The 22,728-nt window shown below is 59.2% G+C and carries 21 protein-coding genes; 10 read left to right on the forward strand and 11 right to left on the reverse strand.

Features of this window, described 5'->3' with window-relative positions:
• Positions 1-99 precede the first annotated feature (99 nt).
• Entirely contained in the window at positions 100-582 is a 483-nt protein-coding gene (gene rssC, locus K5E40_RS25555; RefSeq protein WP_042560140.1) for an anti-sigma factor antagonist RssC, read from the reverse strand.
• Positions 579-1,763 (reverse strand): two-component system response regulator RssB, encoded by a 1,185-nt coding sequence (gene rssB / locus K5E40_RS25560; protein WP_221733203.1) that lies wholly within the window; start codon positions 1,761-1,763, stop codon positions 579-581. The genes rssC and rssB overlap by 4 nt, the downstream gene beginning before the upstream one ends.
• A gap of 274 nt (positions 1,764-2,037) precedes the next feature.
• Here rssB and K5E40_RS25565 point away from each other — a divergent pair, with 274 nt between their 5' ends.
• A complete protein-coding gene (locus K5E40_RS25565; RefSeq protein ID WP_221733204.1) occupies positions 2,038-2,337 on the forward strand; it encodes a PilZ domain-containing protein in 300 nt (99 codons plus the stop codon).
• A 54-nt stretch (positions 2,338-2,391) separates the two neighbouring features.
• Here K5E40_RS25565 and K5E40_RS25570 read toward each other — a convergent pair whose 3' ends face one another.
• Positions 2,392-3,081 carry a VacJ family lipoprotein gene (locus K5E40_RS25570; RefSeq protein WP_221733205.1) on the reverse strand — a complete coding sequence of 230 codons (690 nt, stop codon included), beginning with the start codon at positions 3,079-3,081 and terminating at the stop codon, positions 2,392-2,394.
• A gap of 197 nt (positions 3,082-3,278) precedes the next feature.
• Here K5E40_RS25570 and K5E40_RS25575 point away from each other — a divergent pair, with 197 nt between their 5' ends.
• Positions 3,279-3,899 (forward strand): HAD family phosphatase, encoded by a 621-nt coding sequence (locus K5E40_RS25575; protein WP_221733206.1) that lies wholly within the window; start codon positions 3,279-3,281, stop codon positions 3,897-3,899.
• A 108-nt stretch (positions 3,900-4,007) separates the two neighbouring features.
• Entirely contained in the window at positions 4,008-4,271 is a 264-nt protein-coding gene (locus K5E40_RS25580; protein WP_221733207.1) for a DUF4404 family protein, read from the forward strand.
• An 87-nt stretch (positions 4,272-4,358) separates the two neighbouring features.
• On the opposite strand, the gene queF is transcribed toward K5E40_RS25580, so the two are convergent.
• Together queF and K5E40_RS25590 are read right to left on the reverse strand one after the other, a co-directional pair.
• Entirely contained in the window at positions 4,359-5,189 is an 831-nt protein-coding gene (queF, locus tag K5E40_RS25585; protein ID WP_221733208.1) for an NADPH-dependent 7-cyano-7-deazaguanine reductase QueF, read from the reverse strand.
• Between the two features lie 61 nt (positions 5,190-5,250).
• Positions 5,251-5,784, reverse strand: a complete 534-nt coding sequence (locus tag K5E40_RS25590; protein ID WP_221733209.1) for a plastocyanin/azurin family copper-binding protein — start codon at positions 5,782-5,784, stop codon at positions 5,251-5,253.
• 164 nt (positions 5,785-5,948) lie between these two features.
• On the opposite strand from K5E40_RS25590, the gene K5E40_RS25595 reads away from it, so the two are divergent.
• A complete protein-coding gene (locus tag K5E40_RS25595) occupies positions 5,949-6,629 on the forward strand; it encodes a heavy metal response regulator transcription factor (RefSeq protein ID WP_221733210.1) in 681 nt (226 codons plus the stop codon).
• On the forward strand, positions 6,629-7,972 hold the full coding sequence (locus tag K5E40_RS25600) for a heavy metal sensor histidine kinase (RefSeq protein WP_221733211.1): 1,344 nt from the start codon (positions 6,629-6,631) through the stop codon (positions 7,970-7,972). Before K5E40_RS25595 ends, K5E40_RS25600 begins: the two co-directional genes overlap by 1 nt.
• A gap of 112 nt (positions 7,973-8,084) precedes the next feature.
• On the opposite strand, the gene K5E40_RS25605 is transcribed toward K5E40_RS25600, so the two are convergent.
• The 3 genes from K5E40_RS25605 to K5E40_RS25615 form a co-directional block, all read right to left on the reverse strand.
• Positions 8,085-9,329: a lipoprotein-releasing ABC transporter permease subunit gene (locus K5E40_RS25605; protein WP_221733212.1), complete on the reverse strand. Its 1,245-nt coding sequence runs from the start codon at positions 9,327-9,329 to the stop codon at positions 8,085-8,087.
• 63 nt (positions 9,330-9,392) lie between these two features.
• On the reverse strand, positions 9,393-10,091 hold the full coding sequence (gene lolD, locus K5E40_RS25610) for a lipoprotein-releasing ABC transporter ATP-binding protein LolD (protein ID WP_401139738.1): 699 nt from the start codon (positions 10,089-10,091) through the stop codon (positions 9,393-9,395).
• Positions 10,084-11,334 carry a lipoprotein-releasing ABC transporter permease subunit gene (locus K5E40_RS25615; RefSeq protein ID WP_221733214.1) on the reverse strand — a complete coding sequence of 417 codons (1,251 nt, stop codon included), beginning with the start codon at positions 11,332-11,334 and terminating at the stop codon, positions 10,084-10,086. The genes lolD and K5E40_RS25615 overlap by 8 nt, the downstream gene beginning before the upstream one ends.
• Before the next feature lie 94 nt (positions 11,335-11,428).
• On the opposite strand from K5E40_RS25615, the gene K5E40_RS25620 reads away from it, so the two are divergent.
• Together K5E40_RS25620 and K5E40_RS25625 are read left to right on the forward strand one after the other, a co-directional pair.
• A complete protein-coding gene (locus tag K5E40_RS25620; protein ID WP_221733215.1) occupies positions 11,429-12,010 on the forward strand; it encodes a PilZ domain-containing protein in 582 nt (193 codons plus the stop codon).
• Between the two features lie 14 nt (positions 12,011-12,024).
• Positions 12,025-12,747, forward strand: a complete 723-nt coding sequence (locus K5E40_RS25625) for a glycerophosphodiester phosphodiesterase (protein WP_221733216.1) — start codon at positions 12,025-12,027, stop codon at positions 12,745-12,747.
• Positions 12,748-12,789: 42 nt separating this feature from the next.
• On the opposite strand, the gene sthA is transcribed toward K5E40_RS25625, so the two are convergent.
• Both sthA and K5E40_RS25635 read right to left on the reverse strand, forming a co-directional pair.
• On the reverse strand, positions 12,790-14,184 hold the full coding sequence (gene sthA / locus K5E40_RS25630; protein WP_221733217.1) for a Si-specific NAD(P)(+) transhydrogenase: 1,395 nt from the start codon (positions 14,182-14,184) through the stop codon (positions 12,790-12,792).
• 197 nt (positions 14,185-14,381) lie between these two features.
• Positions 14,382-15,431: an FAD:protein FMN transferase gene (locus K5E40_RS25635; RefSeq protein ID WP_221733218.1), complete on the reverse strand. Its 1,050-nt coding sequence runs from the start codon at positions 15,429-15,431 to the stop codon at positions 14,382-14,384.
• A 74-nt stretch (positions 15,432-15,505) separates the two neighbouring features.
• Here K5E40_RS25635 and K5E40_RS25640 point away from each other — a divergent pair, with 74 nt between their 5' ends.
• The gene (locus K5E40_RS25640; RefSeq protein WP_221733219.1) at positions 15,506-16,804 is read left to right on the forward strand and encodes an MFS transporter; all 1,299 of its coding nucleotides are present in this window, start codon (positions 15,506-15,508) and stop codon (positions 16,802-16,804) included.
• 74 nt (positions 16,805-16,878) lie between these two features.
• On the opposite strand, the gene K5E40_RS25645 is transcribed toward K5E40_RS25640, so the two are convergent.
• The gene (locus tag K5E40_RS25645; protein WP_221733220.1) at positions 16,879-18,342 is read right to left on the reverse strand and encodes a glyceraldehyde-3-phosphate dehydrogenase; all 1,464 of its coding nucleotides are present in this window, start codon (positions 18,340-18,342) and stop codon (positions 16,879-16,881) included.
• Between the two features lie 354 nt (positions 18,343-18,696).
• On the opposite strand from K5E40_RS25645, the gene mfd reads away from it, so the two are divergent.
• Entirely contained in the window at positions 18,697-22,146 is a 3,450-nt protein-coding gene (mfd, locus tag K5E40_RS25650; protein ID WP_221733221.1) for a transcription-repair coupling factor, read from the forward strand.
• A gap of 10 nt (positions 22,147-22,156) precedes the next feature.
• Entirely contained in the window at positions 22,157-22,723 is a 567-nt protein-coding gene (locus K5E40_RS25655; protein WP_221733222.1) for a CsiV family protein, read from the forward strand.
• Positions 22,724-22,728: the final 5 nt, after the last annotated feature.

A 22,728-nucleotide genomic window follows, 5' to 3' on the forward strand; every position in this document is an offset into this window, starting at 1 on the left:
CAAACAAACTCCCGCAGGGGATCTTTTCTCGACACAGATCAAATGTGGGAGCGGGCTTGCTCGCGAAGGGGCCTGCCCAGGCAACCTGACGTCAGAGGATCAATGGCGTTCGAGGGCATTCACCAGATCATGGAAAGCTTCACGATTGGAATCGTTAAGCCCCATGAGGATCTTGTGCGCTTCAAGCACCTTGATCCGCACCACCTCTTCCGACTGGTCCTGATCAGGCAGGTCGTCCAGGCACTCCGGGCATGGCACCGGGTGATTGACGATGTTGAACACCTGCTCGAAGCCCATCGATTGCAGCAGTCGGGTGATGTCATCGTGGGTGGTGACGACGGTCGGCAGCAGGCCGACCTTCTGCCGCGACAGGATCGACAGTTTGGCCAACAGACCCAACGTGGTGCTGTCGATGCTGCGGGTTTCGGTCAAATCGATCACGATCGCGTTGAAATTCAGCGCGGTGAAGATTTTCTCAATAGTCGCATCCAACGCCGAACACAGGGTCAGGCGAACTTCACCGACGAACTTCAGGACGAAGGTGCCGTCCTGCTCGGCGAACTGGATTCTACCGGTACTCATTGAAGATTCCTGCTCAACACCAACAGGGCGATATCATCCGGCATCTCCCCTAGCGTGGCCAATCCAAACACTTGCCGCAGGCCATCCAGGCTGCCGCCCGCTGACTTCACCCGCTCAGGCAAAGCCGCTTCTTTTTCTTTGAGCGTAGGTTCTGGCAAAAGGTCCAGAATACCGTCAGACATCAGCGTCAGGCTGAACGTCGGCGGCAGCTCAAGTACGTGATCTTCGTAGGCGGCTTCATTGAAAAGCCCTACCGGCAGACCACGCCCTTCGAGGTAGCGAACACTGTCAGGCGTGTACAACACAGGCAAAGGCAGATGGCCGCCAATGCTATAGGTCAACAAACCGGTCTCCTCGTCGATGACTCCACCGACCATTGTGACGTGTTTACCCAGCTTACAACTGATCAGCCCCCGGTTGATATGACCAAGAACCTGCGAAGGCTTGAATTCCGGCAACGTGCCGTTGCGCTTGGACTCGAACAGCAAGCGCGTGGTCATGAACTTCAGCAGCACCGTCACAAACGCTGAAGAGGCGCCATGACCTGATACATCTGCCAAGTAAAACGCGACCCGGCGCTCGTCGACACGGAAATAGTCGACAAAATCACCGGACAGGTACAGCGACGGGATGATCTGGTGAGCAAACCTGAGCTCGTCAATGCTCCACGGGCTTTCCGGCAGCATGTTCATCTGCACCTGGCGACCGGCGTTCTGGTCTTCCTGGAGCAGACTCAGACTGGCCTCAAGCTCGCGATTGGCCTTTTCCAGCTTCTCGCGGTAGCGCTGATTTTCCAGCAGCAGACGCGCGCGATCCAGGGCCCGGCGCACGGAGTGCTCGAGCACGGCCAGATCTTCGAGAGGCTTGATCAGGTAATCCGCCGCACCGAGGCGCAGGGCCTCGACAGCGTCGTTCATCACGCCGGCACCGGACACCACGATCACCGGCGTTTGCGGCGATAGCTCGGTGACCTGACGGATAAGTTCGAGACCACCCATCTGCGGCATGCGCAGATCGCAGATGACCAGGTCGGGCGTGTCTTGCTCGAATACCTGAAGACCCTGTTGGCCGTTACTGGCCTGCAGGACGCTGAAACCACTGTCTTCCAAATAGGCCGCGAGACTCGCGCGCACTACTTCGTCATCATCGATTATCAGCAGCGTGGCACTGGTTTTTGGCATGTGGGCAAACGGCGCCAGAATTAGGTTGGCGTAGCGGGCGGGGCTACAGCCCTGCACTGACTACTGGATTCGCTTTCTAGCCTCTCTGCTGCACCGCTTTCGAGCGTTTGCTCTGCACACGGTTGCACCAGAGGTGCCCTTCTAAGGCGCAGACGGTACTCCCATCCGCGGGGTGTTTCAAGCATGTGCCGATGGTCGCTTGACGACTTTACTTGTCAAATCACAGAGAGTTATAAGAACAGCTCAAACCGTAACCCAATGGAAGGACGAAGCCATGAGTCAAACCGGTCGGGACTACAGCGAAAAGCGCGATTTTATCCGTATGCGGGTCGATGCCGATGTCGTGTTGATTCACGCAGGTGATCAGGTGTCAGCGGTATGCATCGACCTCTCCAGCAGCGGCATGCAGGTAGAGGCGCCGAGGCAATTTGCGGTCGGCGACCGATTGAGCGTGCGCATCGACTCCGAACATGCCGCGCTCAGCGGGCTTGAAGCCGAGACCGAAGTGGTCTGGGTCCGGGCACAGGATGGCGGTGGCCAAAAGCTCGGTTTGACTATTCTGCAGATGAAATAAGCGCAAACAAAAAAGGCGGCCCACAGGCCGCCCTCTTCATTTTATCGGTCGAGATTAAAAATCGTCGACGACCTTACCATCCTTCACCTTGAACTCGCGGTTCTGCAGGTAAGCGTTGCGAATGAAGGTGTACTTGTCGCCGCTGATCAGCTTCTCGCTCGACAGCAGGCTGGCACGGGTGTCGACGATGTTCAGGCCGAACACTGAATTACGCACCGGCACATCGTTGATGTAAGGGTAAGGACCGGTATAGCCGTCGACGTATTTCGCAGGCGCGTCACGCAGTGTGCTTGGACCGAGCAGCGGCAGCATCACGTACGGGCCACTGCCAACCCCCCAGTAGCCGAGCGTCTGGCCAAAATCTTCGTCGCTGCGGTTCAGCCCCATCTTGGTCCCGACATCGAAGAAGCCGAGCAACCCGAACGTGGTGTTGAAGATCAGGCGCGCAGTATCAACGCCCGCCGCTGCCGGTTTGCCCTGCAGAATGTTGTTCGCCAGGTTGGTCACGTCACCCACGTTGCGGAACATGTTGTGGATGCCATCTTCCAGAAATTGCGGCGTCACGAACTCATAGCCCTGCGCCAGAGGCTTCAGCGCGTAAGTATCGACGAAGTCGTTGAACTGGAAAATTGGACGGTTGACGCTTTCCCAAGGGTCTTCTTCCGTTGCAGCCTGAGTGGCGAACGGAGCCAGCAGCAGGCCGGCATATACACAAAGCTGAGCGAGCGGGTTGCTCCAGCGCATAGAAAAACTCCTTGGATTTATACTGGCGCGGGCTTCAAGGCCTAGGCGTTAAGAGCGCTAGTATAAGCGCAAAAGGTCTTTTGGGCAGTCTGCGAATGAAGTGACCTGTAGGACTATTCCTGCAACGGCTTTAACGCAGCTGTCATCCAACTGTCACCGGCAAGTCCTAGCCTTAACGCTATTTCAGGGACGTTGCCATGTCACATGCTGAAACCTTGCCCCTCACCGCACCCGGCCTGACCGCCGTGCTGTTCGGCCTCAGCGGATGCCTGGTGGATTTCGGTGCCCGTGCCCGCCGACAAGCGGCCATCCTGCCAGAGCACGCCGAGGCCACCCCTGGAGCACTCGATAGCCTGCACCATTTGCAGCGCCAGCAGATTCCATGCGCGTGGCTGGATGAGCTGTCCCCTGCCTTGGCGCAATCGCTGTCAGCCGCCTTACCGAACTGGATCAAACCCGCGCAACATTCAGCAACAATCAATCCATGGCCAGCGCCCAACGCCTGCTGGCAAGCGCTCATGGATTTGAACGTCCACAGTCTGGACGGATGCGTACTGGTCAGCGGCGAGCCACGACTGTTGCAGGCCGGCCTGAATGCCGGGCTATGGACAATCGGCCTCGCCTCCTGCGGCTCGTTGTGCGGCCTGGCGCCGGGGGAATGGCAAGCCTTGAGCCAAAAAGAACGAGAACAACGGCGCGGCAAAGCGACCGTGCAGTTATTCGGACTCGGCGTGCATTCAGTCATCGATCATCTGGGTGAGCTCGAAACCTGTCTGGCGGACATCAGCCTGCGCCGCCTCAAAGGCGAAAAGCCCTGATCGGGATCATGCAGGTTAGCCGAGAGTGGATTAATCTAAAGGCCAGCCATAGACCTTTGGCGCGCGGCTGCGGTCTATGCCAGTGCCTCTCGATAAAAGGAAACCAACATGCCCGCCCGCGAACTGCAAGAACAACTCAATACCCTGCGCGAGCAACTGGAGCAGAATCCACCGCTGTCTGAAGATGAGCGCGCTAACCTGCACGACCTTATGCAACAGATCGAAGCGGAACTTGAACTCGAAACCAAAACCCAGGATTCCAACATCGCCGACGGCGTGAATCTGGCGGTTGAACGCTTTGAACTCGAACACCCCGGGATCGCTGGCACGCTGCGCAACATCGTCAATGCGTTGGGCAGCATGGGGATCTGACGCCCCAAACGCAAAAAGCCCTGCCAGCAATGGCAGGGCTTTTTCGTTTTCGCGATTTGAAAGGCAGCCCGCTCTCACACTGGATCTTTATTGACGCACCAGCCGATGGTTCGGCAGTTGCACGCTTTCAGTGCTGCGATACGGGTTGATATCCAGCCCCCCGCGACGCACATACCGCGCAAATACCGTCAATTTCTCCGGTTTCAACAACCGCTGCAGATCGAGGAAGATCCGCTCCACGCATTGCTCATGGAAGTCCGAGTGCTGGCGGAAGCTGACGATGTATTCCAGCAGACTGGCATGATCCAGCGCCGAGCCACGGTACTCCACCACCACACTGCCCCAGTCTGGCTGACTGGTCACCGGGCAGTTGGATTTGAGCAGATGACTGTGCACGCTCTCTTCGACCATCCGCGATTCATCGCAACGCAGCAACTCCGGCCGCGGATGCTCGTAGTTGCTGACGCTGATATCCAGATCGTCGATGCACACACCCGGCAGCGCGACGACGCCTTCGGCTTCTACGTCTTTCAGGCTGCGAACCCGCACGCCCACCGGTTTGCCGGCAGCAGCGGACAGATCTTTGGCCAGCGTTGCTTCAAGCGTGGCCACATCAGCGAACGGCGTCTGGTTCAGCGAGTTCAGGTACAGCTTGAACGACTTGGACTCGATGATGTTTGGCGAATCTGCCGGGATACTGAACTCGCCGATCGCGACCACAGGCTTGCCCGACGGCAGCAGCCACGACAATTCGAAGCAATTCCAGAAATCCACACCTTTATAAGGCAGGGTATCGGCGGTCAGGCCCAGTTCGGCCCATTTCGCGGTGCGCGGAATCGGGAACAGCAAGGACGGCGTGTAAGTGGCGATATATTCGCTGGATTTGCCCAGTGGCGAGTGTTCGGCTGCGGGATGCATGGCGGAAACCTGACTGAAGAATCAGCGGATTCTACCAGCCTTTGCTTGCGCCTTTGAGTGCTTACTGACTGACAGTCAGTTTGCCGACCATCCCCGCCTGATAATGGCCGGGGATATTGCAGGCAAATTCCAGGCGGGTGGCTTTGCTGAAGGTCCAGGTCAACTCAGCGGTTTTGCCCGGTTCGACCAACACACTGTTCGGGTCATCATGCTTCATGCCATGGCTCATCGCACCGTGATCCATGCCCGCCATGTCGTGGGACATTTCTTTCATGCCGGTAGGCGTCAGCATGCCGCTTTGTTGCATCTGCAACATTTCCTGCTGGTGTTTGGCATGCATCGCCGCGTCGCCCAGGTTGAATTCGTGCAGCAACTGGCCTTTATTCACCAGCACAAAGCGAACGGTCTCACCGGCCTTGACCTGGATCGTCTTCGGGTCGAACGACAGGTCGGCCATCACCACTTCGATGCTGCGCGTGGCTTTGGCGGCAGGCGCGGGTTCGCCGAAGGCATAGGTGTGTGCCGACGCGGCCCACACTGGCGAGCTCAACGCCAGCAGACATGCGGCCAAAGCCAGGGGTTTGCGCAAAAACATGGTCGTACTCCAACAAGATAGGGTTCAGCCTGTGGGAAACTTTAGCCGGCCTGCGCTGGCATCTACCTGACAGGCAGATTACAACTTTGTCAGGTTAGCGCTTACCGAGATGTCCCACGGTATAAAGCTTTCGTTCCTACACACCGAATCAACCCGAGTCGCCCATGAAACTGTTGATCGTCGAAGACCAAGTAAAAACCGGCCAATACCTGCGCCAGGGCCTGACCGAGGCAGGGTTCAACACCGAACTGGTGGCCGACGGCAACAGCGGCCAGCAACTGGCCTTGAGCGGCGACTATGCGTTGCTGATCCTCGATGTCATGCTCCCGGGGCGTAACGGCTGGCAAATCCTGCAAGCGGTGCGCAGTGCGGGTCTCGACACGCCGGTGCTTTTTCTGACGGCCAAAGACGCCGTAGAAGACAGGGTTCACGGCCTCGAACTGGGGGCCGATGATTACCTGGTCAAGCCTTTCGCCTTTTCCGAGTTGCTGGCGAGAGTGCGCAGCCTGTTACGTCGCGGCAGCGCCACCGCACAGGAGACCAGCCTGCAACTGGCGGATCTGCGCCTGGACCTGATCCGCCGCCGGGTAGAGCGCAGCGGCCAACGCATTGACCTGACTGCCAAGGAATTCGCCCTGTTGGAAATGCTCCTGCGCCGTCAGGGCGAAGTGCTGCCAAAATCGTTGATCGCCTCGCAGGTCTGGGACATGAATTTCGACAGCGACACCAATGTCATCGAAGTCGCGATTCGCCGCCTACGCCTCAAGATCGACGACGAGTTCCCCAATAAACTGATCCACACCGTGCGCGGCATGGGCTACGTGCTTGAAGAGCGCTCAGCCTGATGCGCCGGTTGTCCTTGAGCTCACGTCTGGCCTTGCTGTTTGCTGCTTGTACCGCCGTGGTGTCGCTGTGTGCCGGGGTGCTGTTCAACCACGCCAGCGAGGCGCATTTCGTCGAACTCGATCAGCAATTGCTGGACGGCAAACTCATCGGCCTGCGCCGCGCCCTGCAAGATGTTCAACCCGGCCAACGCGAAGCGCGCCTGGCCGATGAACTGAGCCGCCAAGCCGATCTGTCCCTGCGCATCAATGGCAGTGACGGCCAACGCTGGTACGACAGTTCGACACAGATCCCCAAGCAATTACCGTCACACCTCGGGCTGTCGACGATCCGCAATAACGGCACTGACTATCGCGTACTCAACGCCCCGCTCTACCCGGACAAAACCGATTCACCGCAACTGACCCTGTTGCTGGACATCACTCATCACCAGCACTTCCTGCAACGCATGCAGCATTTGATCTGGCTGACCGTCGGACTCTCGGCGCTGGCCACTGCGCTACTGGGCGCCTGGGCCGCGCGCAGCGGCTTGCGCCCACTGCGGTACATGAGTGCGGTGGCCCGTGGGATATCGGCGCAATCGCTCAATGCCCGACTGCCGGAAGCGCAAATGCCGCCAGAGCTTGCGGAAATGGCCCACAGCTTCAACGCCATGCTCGGACGCCTCGACGACTCGTTTCAACGGCTCTCGGCGTTTTCCGCCGACATTGCCCATGAACTGCGCACGCCGCTTTCCAACCTGCTGACCCACACCCAGGTCACCCTCACCCGCCCACGGCCGATCGATGATTATCGCGAAGCGCTGCACAGCAACCTCGAAGAATTGCAATGGATGGCGCAACTGGTCAACGACATGCTGTATCTGGCCAAGGCTGACCACGGCTTGCTGGTGCCCAAGCGTCAACCGCTGGAACTGGCGGAAGAAGCGGATGCATTGTTGGAGTTTTTTGCACCACTGGCAGAAGACGCCGGAGTGCAATTGAGCCGTGACGGGGATGCGCGAATCGAGGGTGACCGCAGCATGTTGCGCCGGGCGCTGTCGAATCTGCTGGATAACGCGCTGCGGTTTACGCCGGCCCAAGGCCATGTACGTCTGACCATACTTGATCAGACGAATGTTGTACGCGTGTCCGTCGAGAACAGTGGTGAAGGGGTTTCGGCAGAGCTGTTGCCACGCTTATTCGACCGGTTTTATCGGGCGGATCCGGCGCGGCAGGAAGGTAGCAGTGAGCATGCAGGGCTGGGGCTGGCGATTACTCAATCGATTGTCCGGGCGCATGGTGGGCAGATTCATTGCGAATCGGATCAGGGCTGGACGCGGTTTGTGATTGAGTTGCCGAAGTAGAGTTGAGGCCGATTGTTACGGCCCCTTCGCGAGCAAGCCCGCGCACACTGGATATGCGTCGTACACAAATCCTCTGTGGGAGCGGGCTTGCGCGCGAAGGCGCTATAACAGCTTACGAATATCTCAGCGCATGAGCCGGCTCGATCTTCGCTGCCCGCCACGCCGGATACACCGTCGCCAGGAAGCTCAGGATGAACCCGGCGGAACAGATCAACAGCACATCCCCCGCCTGCAATTGCGACGGCAGATTGCTGACGAAATACACATCGGAACTGAAGATGTGCTGCCCAGTCACCCGCTCGACCCAGCCGACCATCTCACTGACGTTCAGCGCCGCGATAACGCCCAGCACGCCCCCCATCAAGGTGCCGACAATCCCGATCACCGTGCCCTGCACCATGAAGATTGCCATGATCTGCCGGGGCGTAGCGCCGATAGTACGCAGGATCGCGATGTCCGCGCCCTTGTCGTTCACCACCATGATCAGGGTTGCGATGATGTTGAACGCCGCCACCGCGACGATCATCAGCAACAGCAGGCCGATCATGGTTTTTTCCATTTTCATGGCGCTGAACAGACTGCCTTGGGTGTGGGTCCAGTCGTCAGCCTTGAAATCGGCGCCCAGGTCTGCGGCGATGTCCGCAGAGACCTTCGGCGCCGCGTACAAGTCTTTGACCGCCAGACGCACGCTCTGCACCTGATTCGGCTCCCAATGCTGCATGGTCGCCGCATCGGCGACATGGATCAGCCCCATGGAACCGTCCAGTTCAGCGCCAACCTTGAACACGCCAACCACGTTCAGGCGCTGCATGCGCGGAGTGATCCCCCCCGGTGCGGTGCTGACTTCCGGCACGATCAGGGTGATCTTGTCGCCAACATTCAAACGGAAACGGCGGGCGGTGATTTCGCCGATCACCACGCCAAACTCACCGGGTTTCAAGGCATCGAGGCGGCCCTGGACGATGTGCTGGGCAACAATCGACACCTTGCCTTCCTGAGCAGGATCGACGCCGCTGATCTGGATCGGCTGCATCAAGCCCTTGTAGGAGAGCATGCCTTCCATTTCCGTGAACGGCACGGCGGCGGTCACTTCAGGATTTTTCATCGCGGCGGCGGCTACGGGCCGCCAGTCGTCAATCGGCTTGACGCCAACGATGGTCGCGTGCGGCACCATACCGAGGATGCGCGAGCTCATTTCACGCTGAAAGCCGTTCATCACCGACAGCACAACGATCATCGCCAGCACGCCAAGGGCGAGGCCGATCATCGAGGTCATCGAAATGAACGAAACAAAGCGATTGCGGCGCTTGGCTCGGGTATAGCGTGCGCCGATAAAGATCGATAACGGTCTGAACATTCGCTGGGGCACCGTATAAAAATAAAAGACCCGACGCCTTTCAGACGTCGGGTTTGGGCCGAATCAGATGGGCGTCAGGCAACCTTCCTGCAAATGCAGGACGCGATCCATCTGGCGAGCCAGGTTCATGTCGTGAGTCACCACCAGAAACGCCGTGCGCATCGAAGTGCTGAGCTCCAGCATCAAATCCTGAATGCCTTGGGCGGTGTGGGAATCGAGGTTACCGGTCGGCTCATCGAGCATCACCAGGCCGGGATTGTTGACCAGGGCGCGGGCGATGGCCACACGCTGACGTTCACCACCGGACAGTTCGGCCGGCTTGTGCTCAAGACGATGACCGAGGCCGACGCGCTCCAGCAATGCCGTAGCGCGCTGACGGGCTTCCGGAATCGGCGTCTTGCCAATCAACAGCGGCATGCAGACGTTTTCCAGTGCGGTGAATTCCGGCAGCAGGTGGTGAAACTGGTAAACGAAACCCAGCGCACGGTTACGCAGCAGGCCGCGCTTCTTCTCGCTCAGCGCCGAGAGTTCTTCGCCATCGAGCCAGACGCTGCCCTGGGTTGGCGTGTCGAGGCCGCCCAACAGGTTGAGCAAAGTACTTTTGCCCGAACCCGAGGTGCCGACAATTGCGACACGCTCGCCCGGATGCAACTCCAGTTGCAGACCGGCCAGCACTTCTACCGACTCCGGGCCTTCCTCGTAGGATTTGCCCAGGTTGCGGCAGCTCAAGATTGCTTGTTCACTCATGCCCGACTCACTCATAACGTAGCGCCTCCGCCGGCTGGGTGCGCGCGGCACGCCAGGCTGGATACAGGGTGGCGAGGAAACTCAGGACCAACGCAGCGGCGCAGACCATGACCACATCCTGGCTCTGCACCTGCGACGGAAGATAATCAATGAAATACACGTCAGCATTAAGGAATTTGTGGCCGATCAGGCCTTCAAGGGCCGAAATCGCAGCACTGACGTTAAGCGCGGCCAGGATTCCGACCACCGCGCCAATGGCGGTGCCGACCACGCCGATCACCGTGCCTTGCACCATGAACGTGCGCATGATGGTGCCCGGTGTCGCGCCAAGAGTACGCAGAATGGCGATGTCGCCCTTCTTGTCGTTGACCACCATCACCAGCGTGGAAATGATGTTGAACGCCGCAACAGCGACAATCAGCAGCAACAGCAGCCCGATCATGGCCTTTTCCATACGGATCGCCTGATACAGATTGCCGTGGGTGCGCGTCCAGTCGCGAGCGTAGTAATGGTCTTCGCCAAGTTGCTGGGCGATGTTCCATGCCACGCGCGGCGCCTGGAACAGGTCGTCGAACTTCAGACGGATACCCTGCACCTGATCAGTCTTCCAGCGACGCATTTTCGCCAGATCCTGCAGGTTGGTGACGCCCAGAAAGCCGTCCAGCTCACCGGCGCCGACATGGAAAATGCCCACCACGGTGAAGCGCTTCATGCGCGGGAACATCCCGGCCGGGGTCACGCTGACCTCAGGCGCAACAAAGGTGACCTTGTCACCGATGCCCACACCAAGCTTGGTCGCGGCCTTGTCGCCGATAACGATGCCAAAGCTGCCCGGCGTCAGGTCGTCGAGTTTGCCCTGCTTCATGAAGTTGTCGATGATCGACACGTTGCGCTCAAGCGCAGGGTCGATGGCGTTGAGCAACACCTTGGACACCTGACCATTGTTGGTCAGCAGACCCTGCATTTGCGTGAACGGCGCTACCGCCGTCACCTGCGGGTTCTGCTTGACCTGGGTGGCCAGGCTTTGCCAATCGTTGATCGGCTCGGTGGACTCGATGGTCGCGTGGGGCACCATGCCCAGCACGCGGGTGCGCATCTCATGATCGAAGCCATTCATCACCGAGAGCACGACGATCATCACGACCACGCCTAGGGCGAGCCCGATCATCGAAGTCAGGGAAATGAATGACACAAAATGATTGCGACGCTTTGCACGGGTATAACGCGTGCCGATAAATACGAAGAGAGGTCTGAACATGTCGGGGCTTGTTCGGAGGGAAAAGGAACGTCCTTGTGGCGGGGGTCGATAACCAGCTTTACACTCAGACCACCGCCGCTACCATGGGTTCGCCATGTCGACATTAGATGAAGAAGATCGCCGCGAATACTACCGTATCGAGGACACGATCGCACTGGAAATTAGGCCCCTGTCTGCTCCCGAAGCCGCAGGCCAGGAAGTGTTGCAGGATGCTTCCCCACTCTTCAACCTGCTCAGCGAACTGCACCTGAGTGAATTCGAGTCGCAGCACCTGTTGCGCCAGATCAGCGAACGCGACCGGGCCATCGCTGCGTTCCTGAAATCGCAGAACAAGCGCATCGACCTGCTTAGCCAGGTGGTCGCCCTGACCGTGCTCGGCCACATCGGCGAGCCGCAACCGGTGATCATCTCCGAAGGCGGGATCGACTTTCAGTACCCGACGCCGATTGCGGTCGGTGCGCACCTGTCGGTGAAACTGGTGCTGATGCCTCAGGCGCTGGGCCTGCTGCTGCGCGCCCGCGTTACCCATTGCGACCGCAAGGGTGAAGGCCATGACGTCGGCACCGAGTTCGAGCACCTGACCGATGCCCAGCGGCAGTTGCTCGCCCGCTATATCTTGCAGAAGCAGGCTCAGGAACGACGTCTGGCCCGCGAACAGAACGAATCTGGCATTTAAATTAAGGAAGCACCGTGACCCTCATCTACGGCCACCGCGGCGCCAAGGGCGAAGCACCGGAAAACACCCTGACCAGCTTTCAGGAATGTCTCAAGCACGGCGTACGCCGTTGCGAACTGGATCTGCATCTGTCCAAGGACGGCGAGTTGATGGTCATCCATGACCCGACGCTCAAGCGCACCACCGAGCGGCGCGGCAAAGTGGTCGAACACACTGCCGCCGAACTGGTGACCTACGACGCGCGCAAGGGCGGCCCGGGCTGGATCAAGCCGTGCCCGATTCCGACGCTGGAAGAGTTGTTCGAGAAGTGCGATTTCGAGCACTGGCAGCTTGAAGTCAAAAGCGCTTCACGCACCCGAGCCGCGACCACGGTACTGGCGATTCGAGAAATGGCTCAGCGCCATGGCCTGCTGGACAAGGTAACGATCACGTCGAGTTCGCGGGAAGTATTGAAAGCGGCGCTGGATCTGGTGCCGGACGTGTCGCGCGGCCTAGTAGCCGAGTACGCCTGGCTCGATCCGTTGAAGGTCGCGGCAAGCTATGGTTGCGAGATTCTGGCGCTGAACTGGACACTGTGTACGCCAGAACGCCTGCAGAAGGCGCAGCGTCAGGGGCTGCATGTGTCGGTATGGACCGTCAACGAGCCTGCGCTGATGCGCAGACTCGCCGACTTCGGCGTTGACAGCCTGATTACAGACTTTCCCGGTTTGGCCACTGCCACCCTCGAGAATTGCTGAAATCGGTCTCCCCGGCCGGCTCAGGCCACCGGCCGGAGCCCGTCAAAAAAGCCGGTTGAGGCCGTCGTATGCAGCTACTCGATAGGCTTCGGCCATGGTCGGGTAGTTGAACGTGGTGTTGACGAAGTACTTCAGGGTATTCAACTCGCCCGGCTGGTTCATGATCGCCTGACCGATGTGAACGATCTCCGACGCCTGATAACCGAAGCAGTGAACGCCCAGCACTTCCAGGGTTTCACGGTGGAACAGGATCTTCAGCATGCCTTGCGGCTCGCCGGCAATCTGCGCCCGCGCCATGCTCTTGAAGAACGCCTTGCCGACTTCATACGGGACTTTGGCCTGGGTCAGTTCCTGCTCGTTCTTGCCGATCGAGCTGATCTCCGGAATGGTATAGATGCCGGTCGGCACGTCATTCACGAAACGCCAGCTACCGTTATCAACGATGCTGCCAGCGGCCGAACGACCCTGGTCGTGGGCGGCACTGGCCAGGCTCGGCCAACCGATCACGTCGCCAGCACCGTAGATGTTCGGCACGCAGGTGCGGTAGTTCTCGTCGACTTCGATCTGGCCACGGCTGTTGACCTTGACGCCGATGTTTTCCAGACCCAACTGGTCGGTGTTGCCGGTACGGCCGTTACACCAGAGCAAGGCGTCGGCCTTGATCTTCTTGCCGGACTTGAGGTGCAGGATCACGCCGTTGTCCACGCCTTCAACGCGGTCGTAGTCTTCGTTGTGTCGCACGGTGATGTTGTTGTTGCTGAAGTGGTAGCTCAACGCCTGGGAGATTTCCGAGTCGAGGAAGCTCAGCAACTGACCACGGTTATCGACCAGCTCAACCAGTACACCCAGACCGCTGAAGATCGAGGCATATTCGCAACCAATCACGCCAGCGCCATAAACGATCAGTTTGCGCGGGGTGTGGCCGAGGCTGAGGATGGTGTCGCTATCGTAGATACGCGGGTGATGAAAATCGATGTCAGCCGGGCGATACGGGCGCGAGCCGGTGGCGATGATGATGTGCTTGGCCACCAGTTTCTCGACCACACCGTTGGCGCAGACCACTTCGATGGTTTGCTCGTCGGCGAAGCTGCCAGTGCCGAAAAACACGTCGACGCGGTTACGGGCGTAGTAGCCGGTACGCGAGGCAACTTGTTTGGCAATGACTTTTTCGGCGCTTTTCAACACGTCCGGGAAGGAGAACCAGCGCGGCTCGCCAATCGCCCGAAACATAGGGTTGGTGTTGAACTGCATGATCTGCCGCACCGAGTGACGCAGTGCCTTGGACGGGATGGTGCCGAGGTGGGTGCAGTTGCCGCCGACCTGGCGACGGCTGTCGACCATCGCGACCTTGCGCCCTGCTTTAGCGGCGTTCATTGCCGCGCCTTCTCCCGCTGGGCCAGAACCCAGTACCACCACGTCGTAGTTGTAGACAGCCATGCGTACTCCTCAGAACAGGCCGAGGTGCCAGCAGCACCTGCGGCTAAATCACGCCGAATGGCGGCGCGAAGGAACAATTGGGGGCCAATAATGAACCCGGACACAGTCTATAGAAGCGTCAACGCCGCGCACATTAACCCTTGGTCGCGTCGTAGGCTACTTTTGCCTGCACTACAACGCCAGCTTTCGTACTGTCTTCAGTCAGTTTTTGTGCCACTGAGCCGCTCGAAAGCCTGAGTGGTGCGTATGACGAAACCTGTATCGGCACGAATCACAAAGAATGCACCAATGTCATGTTTTTCGGCATAGGCCCACGCCCTTTCAGGGCCGAGAATCAGCAACAGTGTCGATAGTCCATCGGCCATCAACGCTTGAGGATGAATCACCGTGACTGACGCGAGGTTGTGTAGGACCGGCGCACCGCTACGGGCATCGAAGGTGTGGGAATAGCTCCTGCCATTGTGCAGAAAATAGTTGCGGTAGTCGCCGGAGGTAGAAACGCCGTAGCCATTGACGTTGATGATGCGCTGGGCGACTAGTTGATCATCGCGAGGCTCTTCCAGTGCGATGCGCCATGGTGAGCCGTCGAGTTTTTTACCCTTTGCCTTCAGCTCGCCCGTGGCCTCGGCGAGGTAATCGTGGATGCCCATGGCATCCAGTCTGGCAGCGATTGTGTCGACGGCGTAACCGGCAGCGATGCTGTTGAAGTCGACTTCAACAGCGGCGTCCTTGCACAACTGATCGCCCTCAATGCGCAGATGCTGATAGCCGACACGCAGCATCACTTCAGCCAATGCCGCAGTGTCGGGGATTTTTTCTTCGCGACCTTGCGGGCCGAAACCCCAGAGATTCATCAGCGGTTCGACGGTGAGGTCGTAGGTGCCTTCACTTTGCTCTGCCAGTTGTTCGCCAACCCGGATCAATTCGAGCACCGACGCGGGCACGGCTTGGCAACTGTTAGCGGGCAACGCGTTGAAACGCTCGATGTCCGAGTCGCTACGGTAAGTGGACAGTTGCCGATCAACTTCGCCGAGGATGCCTTCCACTTCGCTGCGAACTTTCGCCGGATCGGCAAGACCGGCATGGCGCACATACTTGACCGACCACGTGCTACCCATGGCAGGGCCGCCGAAGCTTTCCATGGCGTCGCCGTTGCCGCAGCCGGACAAAATGCCAGCCAGCACCACGAGCCACCCCCAGCGTCCAATTAACAATTCTTCATCTCCCTGCAAAACCGCGCCAGCCATTATGGGCTACAGACCCCGCTAGCTCCCAAACGAACGCAACGACTTCATAAAAATTCAATAGTGAGTACCTGCACATGTCCTCTACAACGGGCAAAGGCAAAGCGATTTTTCGCGTTGTCAGTGGCAACTTCCTCGAAATGTTCGACTTTATGGTCTACGGCTTCTACGCCACGGCCATCGCCAAGACCTTCTTCCCGAACGACAGCGCCTTCGCCTCCCTGATGCTTTCGCTCGCCACCTTTGGCGCCGGCTTCCTGATGCGGCCACTGGGCGCGATCTTTCTGGGCGCTTACATCGACCGCCATGGTCGCCGCAAAGGCCTGATCATTACCCTGGCGATGATGGCCGCCGGCACCGTGCTGATTGCCTGCGTACCGGGATACGCAACGCTCGGCGTCGCCGCACCGTTACTGGTGTTGTTCGGACGCCTGCTGCAGGGCTTCTCGGCGGGTGTAGAACTGGGCGGTGTCTCGGTTTATCTGGCGGAAATTTCCACCCCGGGGCGCAAGGGCTTTTTCGTCAGTTGGCAATCCGCCAGCCAACAAGCGGCCGTGGTATTTGCCGGCCTGCTTGGCGTCGGCCTCAACCACTGGCTGAGTCCGGAGCAAATGGGCGAATGGGGCTGGCGCGTGCCGTTCCTGATCGGCTGCATGATCGTTCCGATAATCTTCGTCATTCGCCGCTCGCTGGAGGAGACCCCGGAATTCCAAGCGCGCAAACATCGCCCGACCTTGCGGGAAATCGTCCGCTCGATCGGTCAGAACTTTGGCATCGTCCTCGCCGGCATGGCGCTGGTGGTGATGACCACGGTTTCGTTCTACCTCATCACCGCCTACACCCCGACCTTCGGCAAGGCTGAACTCCATCTGTCGGATCTGGATGCGTTGCTGGTCACGGTGTGCATCGGCCTGTCGAACTTCTTCTGGCTGCCGGTGATGGGCTCTGTATCCGACAAGATCGGCCGCAAACCCCTATTGCTGGCGGCGACGACTCTGGCGATTCTGACGGCTTATCCGGCGCTGTCGTGGCTGGTGGCAAACCCAAGCTTCAGTCATTTGCTGATCGTGGAGTTGTGGCTGTCGTTCCTGTACGGCTCGTACAACGGCGCGATGGTGGTGGCACTGACCGAGATCATGCCGGTAGAGGTTCGTACGACCGGGTTCTCGTTGGCCTACAGCCTGGCGACGGCTACCTTCGGCGGCTTCACTCCAGCGGCGTGTACTTACCTGATCCATATATTGGGCAACAAGGCTGCGCCGGGGATCTGGCTCAGCGGTGCGGCGGTACTGGGGTTGATTGCGACGCTGGTGCTGTTTCGTGGCAATAAGCATGAACTGCGCACGGCGCAAGCCTCGGTAGTCGGCGGCGCCTGACAGGACGCCTTCAACAGCCGCACAAACAAAAACGCCCCGACCAAAGTCGGGGCGTTTTCATGTGCAGCTAAGGCTTAGCGCGGGAATGCTGGCGGGTTTACACCGGCCATGTCTTCCATCACGCGAACAACCTGGCAGCTGTAACCGAACTCGTTGTCGTACCAGACGTAAAGAACAACGCGGTTGTCTTGAACGATGGTTGCTTCAGCGTCGACAACACCGGCGTGGCGCGAGCCAACGAAGTCGGTGGATACCACTTCCTGCGAGTTGACGAAGTCGATTTGCTTGTGCAGATCGGAGTGCAGCGCCATGTAGCGCAGGTACTCGTTCATCTCTTCACGGGTGGCGGCTTTCTCAAGGTTCAGGTTGAGAATGGCCATCGACACGTTTGGCGTCGGAACACGGATCGCGTTACCGGTCAGCTTGCCGGCCAACTCAGGCAGGGCCTTGGCAGCAGCGGTAGCAGCACCGGTCTCGGTGATTACCATGTTCAGCGCAGCGGAACGACCACGGCGATCGCCTTTGTGGAAGTTGTCGATCAGGTTCTGGTCGTTGGTGTACGAGTGAACAGTTTCGACGTGACCGTTGATGATGCCGAACTTGTCATTCACAGCTTTGAGCACCGGCACGATGGCGTTGGTGGTGCAGGAAGCGGCAGACACGATCTTGTCGTCAGCGGTGATTTCACCGTGGTTGATGCCGTGAACGATGTTCTTCAGCTTGCCTTTGCCAGGCGCAGTCAGAACAACGCGATCGATACCCGGGCACGCCAAGTGCTGACCCAGGCCATCGGCGTCACGCCATACACCGGTGTTGTCCACCAGCAGCGCGTCTTTGATGCCGTACTGGGTGTAATCCACCTCGGTCGGGTTCTTCGCGTAGATCACCTGGATCAGGTTACCGTTGGCGGTGATGGTGCTGTTTTCTTCATCGATGGTGATGGTGCCGTTGAACGAACCATGGACCGAGTCGCGACGCAGCAGGCTGGCGCGCTTGGTCAGGTCGTTATCGGCGCCTTTGCGCACCACGATAGCGCGCAGTCGCAGACCGTCGCCACCACCGGTTTTCTCGATCAGGATGCGTGCCAGCAGACGACCGATACGACCGAAGCCGTACAGTACAACGTCGGTGCCTTTACGGGCCGAAGCGTTTTGCTGGCCAACCACGTCAGCCATCTCTTCACGAACGAACTGCTCGGCGGTGCGGCCATTGCCTTCGTTACGGAATTTGAACGCCAACTTGCCCAGGTCTACCGAAGCCGCGCCGAGCCTGAGCTCGCTCATGGCTTTAAGCAGAGGGAATGTTTCGTGGACGGAGAGTTCGCTGTCGTCGGAGGAACGGTGGCGCGCAAAGCGGTGAGCTTTGAGAATCGCGATGACAGACTGGTTGATCAGGCTGCGGCCATAGATCGAGCTCACCACGTTGTTATTGCGGTAGAGCTGACCGATAAGCGGAATCATCGCTTCTGCGAGCGCTTCACGGTCGATCCATTCACCAAGACACTGGTCGGGCTTCTGAGTCACGGTAACCTTCCACATGTAGGGGCAGAAAAAAGGGGCTACATTATGCCGCCGGGAGCCTCTTGTAGCAATGCGCGCTTGTCGCGCAATCGGTAACAAAATCCCGTTCAAAAAAATCACGCCCTTCTCGAGCCCAGTAAAACCGGGGCCTGCAGCGCAGTCAATTTTTCGACGACTGTTAGACGATGTCCGTAACCCTCCGTAACACCACCCACTTTCGGCACTACATAATCGCTAAAAAAGCGCTCGTTTTTATGGTTACCACTACATTTTGCGCAATCAGCGAAGATAGACACAGTCAGCAACTGACAGGCAGCACCTGACGCCGCTACAATTACCGACTTTGTCGCAACGCCTGGAGCTCAACCTTCCGTGCCTGTTCTGCGTCTACCGCTTCTCCCTGCCGAGGCAGGCAAACAGCATTGGGGCAACTTGCCCGGTGCCGCCCTGAGCATGGCGATTGCCGAGGCTGCCAGCGCTGCCAAGCGCTTCACCCTGCTACTGACCGCCGACAGCCAGAGTGCTGAACGACTGGAACAGGAGCTGAGTTTCTTCGCCCCGGATTTGCCCGTTCTGCATTTCCCCGACTGGGAAACCCTGCCCTACGATCTGTTCTCGCCGCACCAGGACATCATTTCCCAGCGCATCGCCAGCCTATATAGGCTGCCGGAACTGGCGCACGGTGTGCTGGTGGTGCCGATCACCACGGCCCTGCATCGTCTGGCGCCGACCAAATTCCTGCTCGGCAGTAGCCTGGTGCTGGACGTCGGCCAGAAACTTGATGTTGAACAGATGCGCTCGCGGCTCGAAGCCAGCGGCTATCGCTACGTCGACACGGTTTACGAACATGGCGAGTTCACCGTGCGCGGCGCGCTGATCGACCTGTTCCCGATGGGCAGCAAACTGCCGTATCGCATCGATCTGTTCGACGACGAAATCGAAACCCTGCGCACTTTCGACCCGGAAAACCAGCGCTCCATCGACAAGGTCGATTCGGTCAAGCTGCTGCCGGCCCGGGAATTCCCGCTGCAAAAAGATGCGGTGACCCGTTTCAAGGCGCGTTTCCGCGAGCGTTTCGATGTCGACTTCCGTCGCTGCCCGATCTTTCAGGACCTGAGCAGTGGCATCACACCGGCCGGTATCGAGTATTACCTGCCGCTGTTCTTTGATGAAACCTCGACCCTGTTCGATTACCTGCCACAGGACACGCAAGTGTTCTCGCTGCCGGGCATCGAGCAAGCGGCAGAGAACTTCTGGAACGACGTGCGCAACCGCTATGAAGAACGCCGCGTCGATCCATCGCGTCCTTTATTGCCACCAGCGGAATTGTTCCTGCCGGTGGAAGACTGCTTCGCCCGCCTCAAGAACTGGCCGCGGGTGGTTGCCAGTCAGCAGGACGTGGACACTGGCGCTGGTCGCGAACGCTTCCCCGCTCAAGCGCTGCCGAATCTGGCCATCGAAGCCAAAGCCACCCAACCGCTGGCGGCGCTTGCAGCGTTCCTCGATGAGTTCCCTGGCCGCGTGCTGTTCACCGCCGAATCGGCGGGCCGTCGCGAAGTGTTGCTGGAACTGCTGGAACGCTTGAAGGTGCGGCCGAAAACCGTCGACAGTTGGCCGGACTTTGTCGCGAGCAAGGATCGCCTGGCGATTACTATTGCCCCGCTCGACGAAGGCCTGATGCTCGACACGCCTTCGCTGGCACTGGTGGCGGAGAGCCCGCTGTTCGGCCAGCGGGTGATGCAGCGTCGCCGTCGCGAAAAGCGTACCGACGCCAACAACGACGCGGTGATCAAAAACCTCACCGAGCTGCGCGAAGGCGCACCGGTGGTGCATATCGACCATGGCGTCGGCCGTTACCTGGGCCTGACGATTCTGGAAATCGACAATCAGGCTGCCGAATTCCTAACCCTGGAATACGCCGAAAACGCCAAGCTTTACGTGCCCGTCGCCAACTTGCACCTGATCGCTCGCTACACCGGCAGCGACGATGCGCTGGCCCCACTGCACCGCCTCGGCTCCGAGACCTGGCAGAAAGCCAAACGCAAAGCCGCCGAACAGGTGCGTGATGTGGCTGCCGAACTGCTCGATATCTACGCCCGCCGTGCCGCTCGTGAAGGCTACGCATTTGCCGACCCGAAAGCCGACTACGCGACGTTCAGTGCCGGTTTCCCGTTCGAAGAAACGCCGGATCAGCAATCGACCATCGAAGCCGTGCGCGAAGACATGCTCGCGCCGAAACCGATGGATCGACTGGTCTGCGGCGACGTGGGTTTCGGCAAGACCGAAGTGGCCATGCGCGCGGCGTTCATTGCCGTGCACGGCGGCCGCCAGGTGGCGATTCTGGTGCCGACCACCCTGCTCGCCCAGCAACACTACAACAGCTTTCGCGATCGCTTCGCCGATTGGCCGGTGACCGTGGAAGTGATGAGCCGCTTCAAATCGGCCAAGGAAGTCAACGCTGCGATTGCCGATCTGGCCGAAGGCAAGATCGACATCGTCATCGGCACCCACAAGCTGCTTTCCGACGATGTGAAGATCAAAAACCTGGGGCTGGTGATCATCGACGAAGAACACCGCTTTGGTGTGCGTCAAAAAGAACAGCTCAAAGCCCTGCGCAGCGAAGTCGACATCCTGACGCTGACCGCGACGCCGATTCCGCGCACGCTGAACATGGCGGTTTCGGGCATGCGTGACCTGTCGATCATCGCCACGCCGCCGGCACGGCGCCTGTCGGTGCGCACCTTCGTCATGGAGCAGAACAAGAGCACGGTCAAAGAAGCCTTGCTGCGTGAACTGCTGCGCGGCGGCCAGGTTTATTACCTGCACAACGATGTGAAAACCATCGAGAAATGCGCCGCCGATCTGGCCGAACTGGTGCCGGAAGCGCGGATCGGCATCGGCCACGGGCAGATGCGCGAACGTGACCTCGAACAGGTGATGAGCGACTTCTACCACAAGCGTTTCAACGTGCTGATCGCCTCGACCATTATCGAGACCGGCATCGACGTACCAAGCGCCAACACCATCATCATCGAACGCGCCGACAAGTTCGGTCTGGCGCAGTTGCACCAGTTGCGCGGTCGCGTCGGTCGCAGTCACCACCAGGCTTACGCTTACCTGCTGACACCGCCACGCCAGCAAATCACTTCGGACGCAGAAAAGCGTCTGGAGGCGATCGCCAATACCCAGGACCTTGGCGCCGGTTTCGTCCTGGCGACCAACGACCTGGAAATCCGCGGCGCAGGCGAATTGCTCGGCGATGGCCAGAGCGGTCAGATTCAAGCCGTGGGCTTCACGCTGTACATGGAAATGCTTGAGCGCGCGGTGAAATCGATCCGCAAGGGCGAGCAACCGAACCTCGATCAACCGCTCGGCGGTGGCCCGGAGGTCAACCTGCGAGTGCCGGCGCTGATTCCGGAAGATTATCTACCGGATGTTCATGCCCGACTGATCCTGTACAAGCGCATTGCCTCGGCGACTGACGAGGAAGGCTTGAAGGACTTGCAAGTCGAGATGATCGACCGCTTCGGCCTGCTGCCGGAGCCGACCAAAAATCTGGTGCGCATCACTGCGCTGAAATTGCAGGCCGAACAACTGGGCATCAAGAAGGTCGATGGCGGGCCGCAAGGTGGCCGTATCGAATTCGCCGCGCAGACGCCGGTTGACCCGATGACGTTGATCAAACTGATCCAGAGCCAGCCCAAACGCTACAAATTCGAAGGCGCCACGATGTTCAAGTTCCAGGTGCCGATGGAGCGCCCGGAAGAGCGCTTTAATACTGTAGAGGCGCTGTTCGAGCGCCTCATTCCGAAAACTGCTTGAAGGACGCCGCATGCGCCTGTTTCGCTCACTGACCTTGCTACTGACTTTGGTAGCGCCCGCGGCATTTGCCGATGACACCTATCAAGTTGAAATGATTCTGGTACGTCAGAATGCCGTACCCGCCATCGTCAGCCGCGCAGCGCCGGAAGACTGGGCCGCCGGCGCCCAGCGCCTGGGCGATGACAGCAACCGCACTCCCGCGCTCGGCGACGTTGCCAGCAAACTCACCGCCAGCGGCGATTACAGTGTGTTGATGCACAAAGCCTGGCAGCAGACCCTCGGCGAGGCGCCGACCAAAGTCGCTGTCAGCGACGGCAAAGAACAGTTCGGCCAGTTCCCGATCGAAGGCACGCTTGAGATGAAACTCGGGCGCTTCACCGACGTGACGGCCGACTTCTGGGTCAATCAGATTGATGCCAATGGCCTGGTCACCTCAAGCGAACGCCTGCGACAGGACAGTCACACCAAAAACGGTCAACTCAACTTTCTCGACAACGGCCACCTGGCCCTGCTGATCAAGATCACTTCCCTGACGGCTCCAGCCCCACGGCAAGCGCCTGAAGCCATTGCGGACTGACCGAA

This window comes from Pseudomonas baetica (genome assembly GCF_019733355.1).
GTDB lineage: Bacteria > Pseudomonadota > Gammaproteobacteria > Pseudomonadales > Pseudomonadaceae > Aquipseudomonas > Aquipseudomonas baetica_A.

Excerpts from the sequence above, each read along its gene's own strand:
- rssC (WP_042560140.1), bottom strand. The coding sequence starts at position 582 with ATGAGTACCGGTAGAATCCAGTTCGCCGAGCAGGACGGCACCTTCGTC.
- rssB (WP_221733203.1), bottom strand. The coding sequence starts at position 1,763 with ATGCCAAAAACCAGTGCCACGCTGCTGATAATCGATGATGACGAAGTA.
- K5E40_RS25565 (WP_221733204.1), top strand. The coding sequence starts at position 2,038 with ATGAGTCAAACCGGTCGGGACTACAGCGAAAAGCGCGATTTTATCCGT.
- K5E40_RS25570 (WP_221733205.1), bottom strand. The coding sequence starts at position 3,081 with ATGCGCTGGAGCAACCCGCTCGCTCAGCTTTGTGTATATGCCGGCCTG.
- K5E40_RS25575 (WP_221733206.1), top strand. The coding sequence starts at position 3,279 with ATGTCACATGCTGAAACCTTGCCCCTCACCGCACCCGGCCTGACCGCC.
- K5E40_RS25580 (WP_221733207.1), top strand. The coding sequence starts at position 4,008 with ATGCCCGCCCGCGAACTGCAAGAACAACTCAATACCCTGCGCGAGCAA.
- queF (WP_221733208.1), bottom strand. The coding sequence starts at position 5,189 with ATGCATCCCGCAGCCGAACACTCGCCACTGGGCAAATCCAGCGAATAT.
- K5E40_RS25590 (WP_221733209.1), bottom strand. The coding sequence starts at position 5,784 with ATGTTTTTGCGCAAACCCCTGGCTTTGGCCGCATGTCTGCTGGCGTTG.
- K5E40_RS25595 (WP_221733210.1), top strand. The coding sequence starts at position 5,949 with ATGAAACTGTTGATCGTCGAAGACCAAGTAAAAACCGGCCAATACCTG.
- K5E40_RS25600 (WP_221733211.1), top strand. The coding sequence starts at position 6,629 with ATGCGCCGGTTGTCCTTGAGCTCACGTCTGGCCTTGCTGTTTGCTGCT.
- K5E40_RS25605 (WP_221733212.1), bottom strand. The coding sequence starts at position 9,329 with ATGTTCAGACCGTTATCGATCTTTATCGGCGCACGCTATACCCGAGCC.
- lolD (WP_401139738.1), bottom strand. The coding sequence starts at position 10,091 with ATGAGTGAGTCGGGCATGAGTGAACAAGCAATCTTGAGCTGCCGCAAC.
- K5E40_RS25615 (WP_221733214.1), bottom strand. The coding sequence starts at position 11,334 with ATGTTCAGACCTCTCTTCGTATTTATCGGCACGCGTTATACCCGTGCA.
- K5E40_RS25620 (WP_221733215.1), top strand. The coding sequence starts at position 11,429 with ATGTCGACATTAGATGAAGAAGATCGCCGCGAATACTACCGTATCGAG.
- sthA (WP_221733217.1), bottom strand. The coding sequence starts at position 14,184 with ATGGCTGTCTACAACTACGACGTGGTGGTACTGGGTTCTGGCCCAGCG.
- K5E40_RS25635 (WP_221733218.1), bottom strand. The coding sequence starts at position 15,431 with ATGGCTGGCGCGGTTTTGCAGGGAGATGAAGAATTGTTAATTGGACGC.
- K5E40_RS25640 (WP_221733219.1), top strand. The coding sequence starts at position 15,506 with ATGTCCTCTACAACGGGCAAAGGCAAAGCGATTTTTCGCGTTGTCAGT.
- K5E40_RS25645 (WP_221733220.1), bottom strand. The coding sequence starts at position 18,342 with ATGTGGAAGGTTACCGTGACTCAGAAGCCCGACCAGTGTCTTGGTGAA.
- K5E40_RS25655 (WP_221733222.1), top strand. The coding sequence starts at position 22,157 with ATGCGCCTGTTTCGCTCACTGACCTTGCTACTGACTTTGGTAGCGCCC.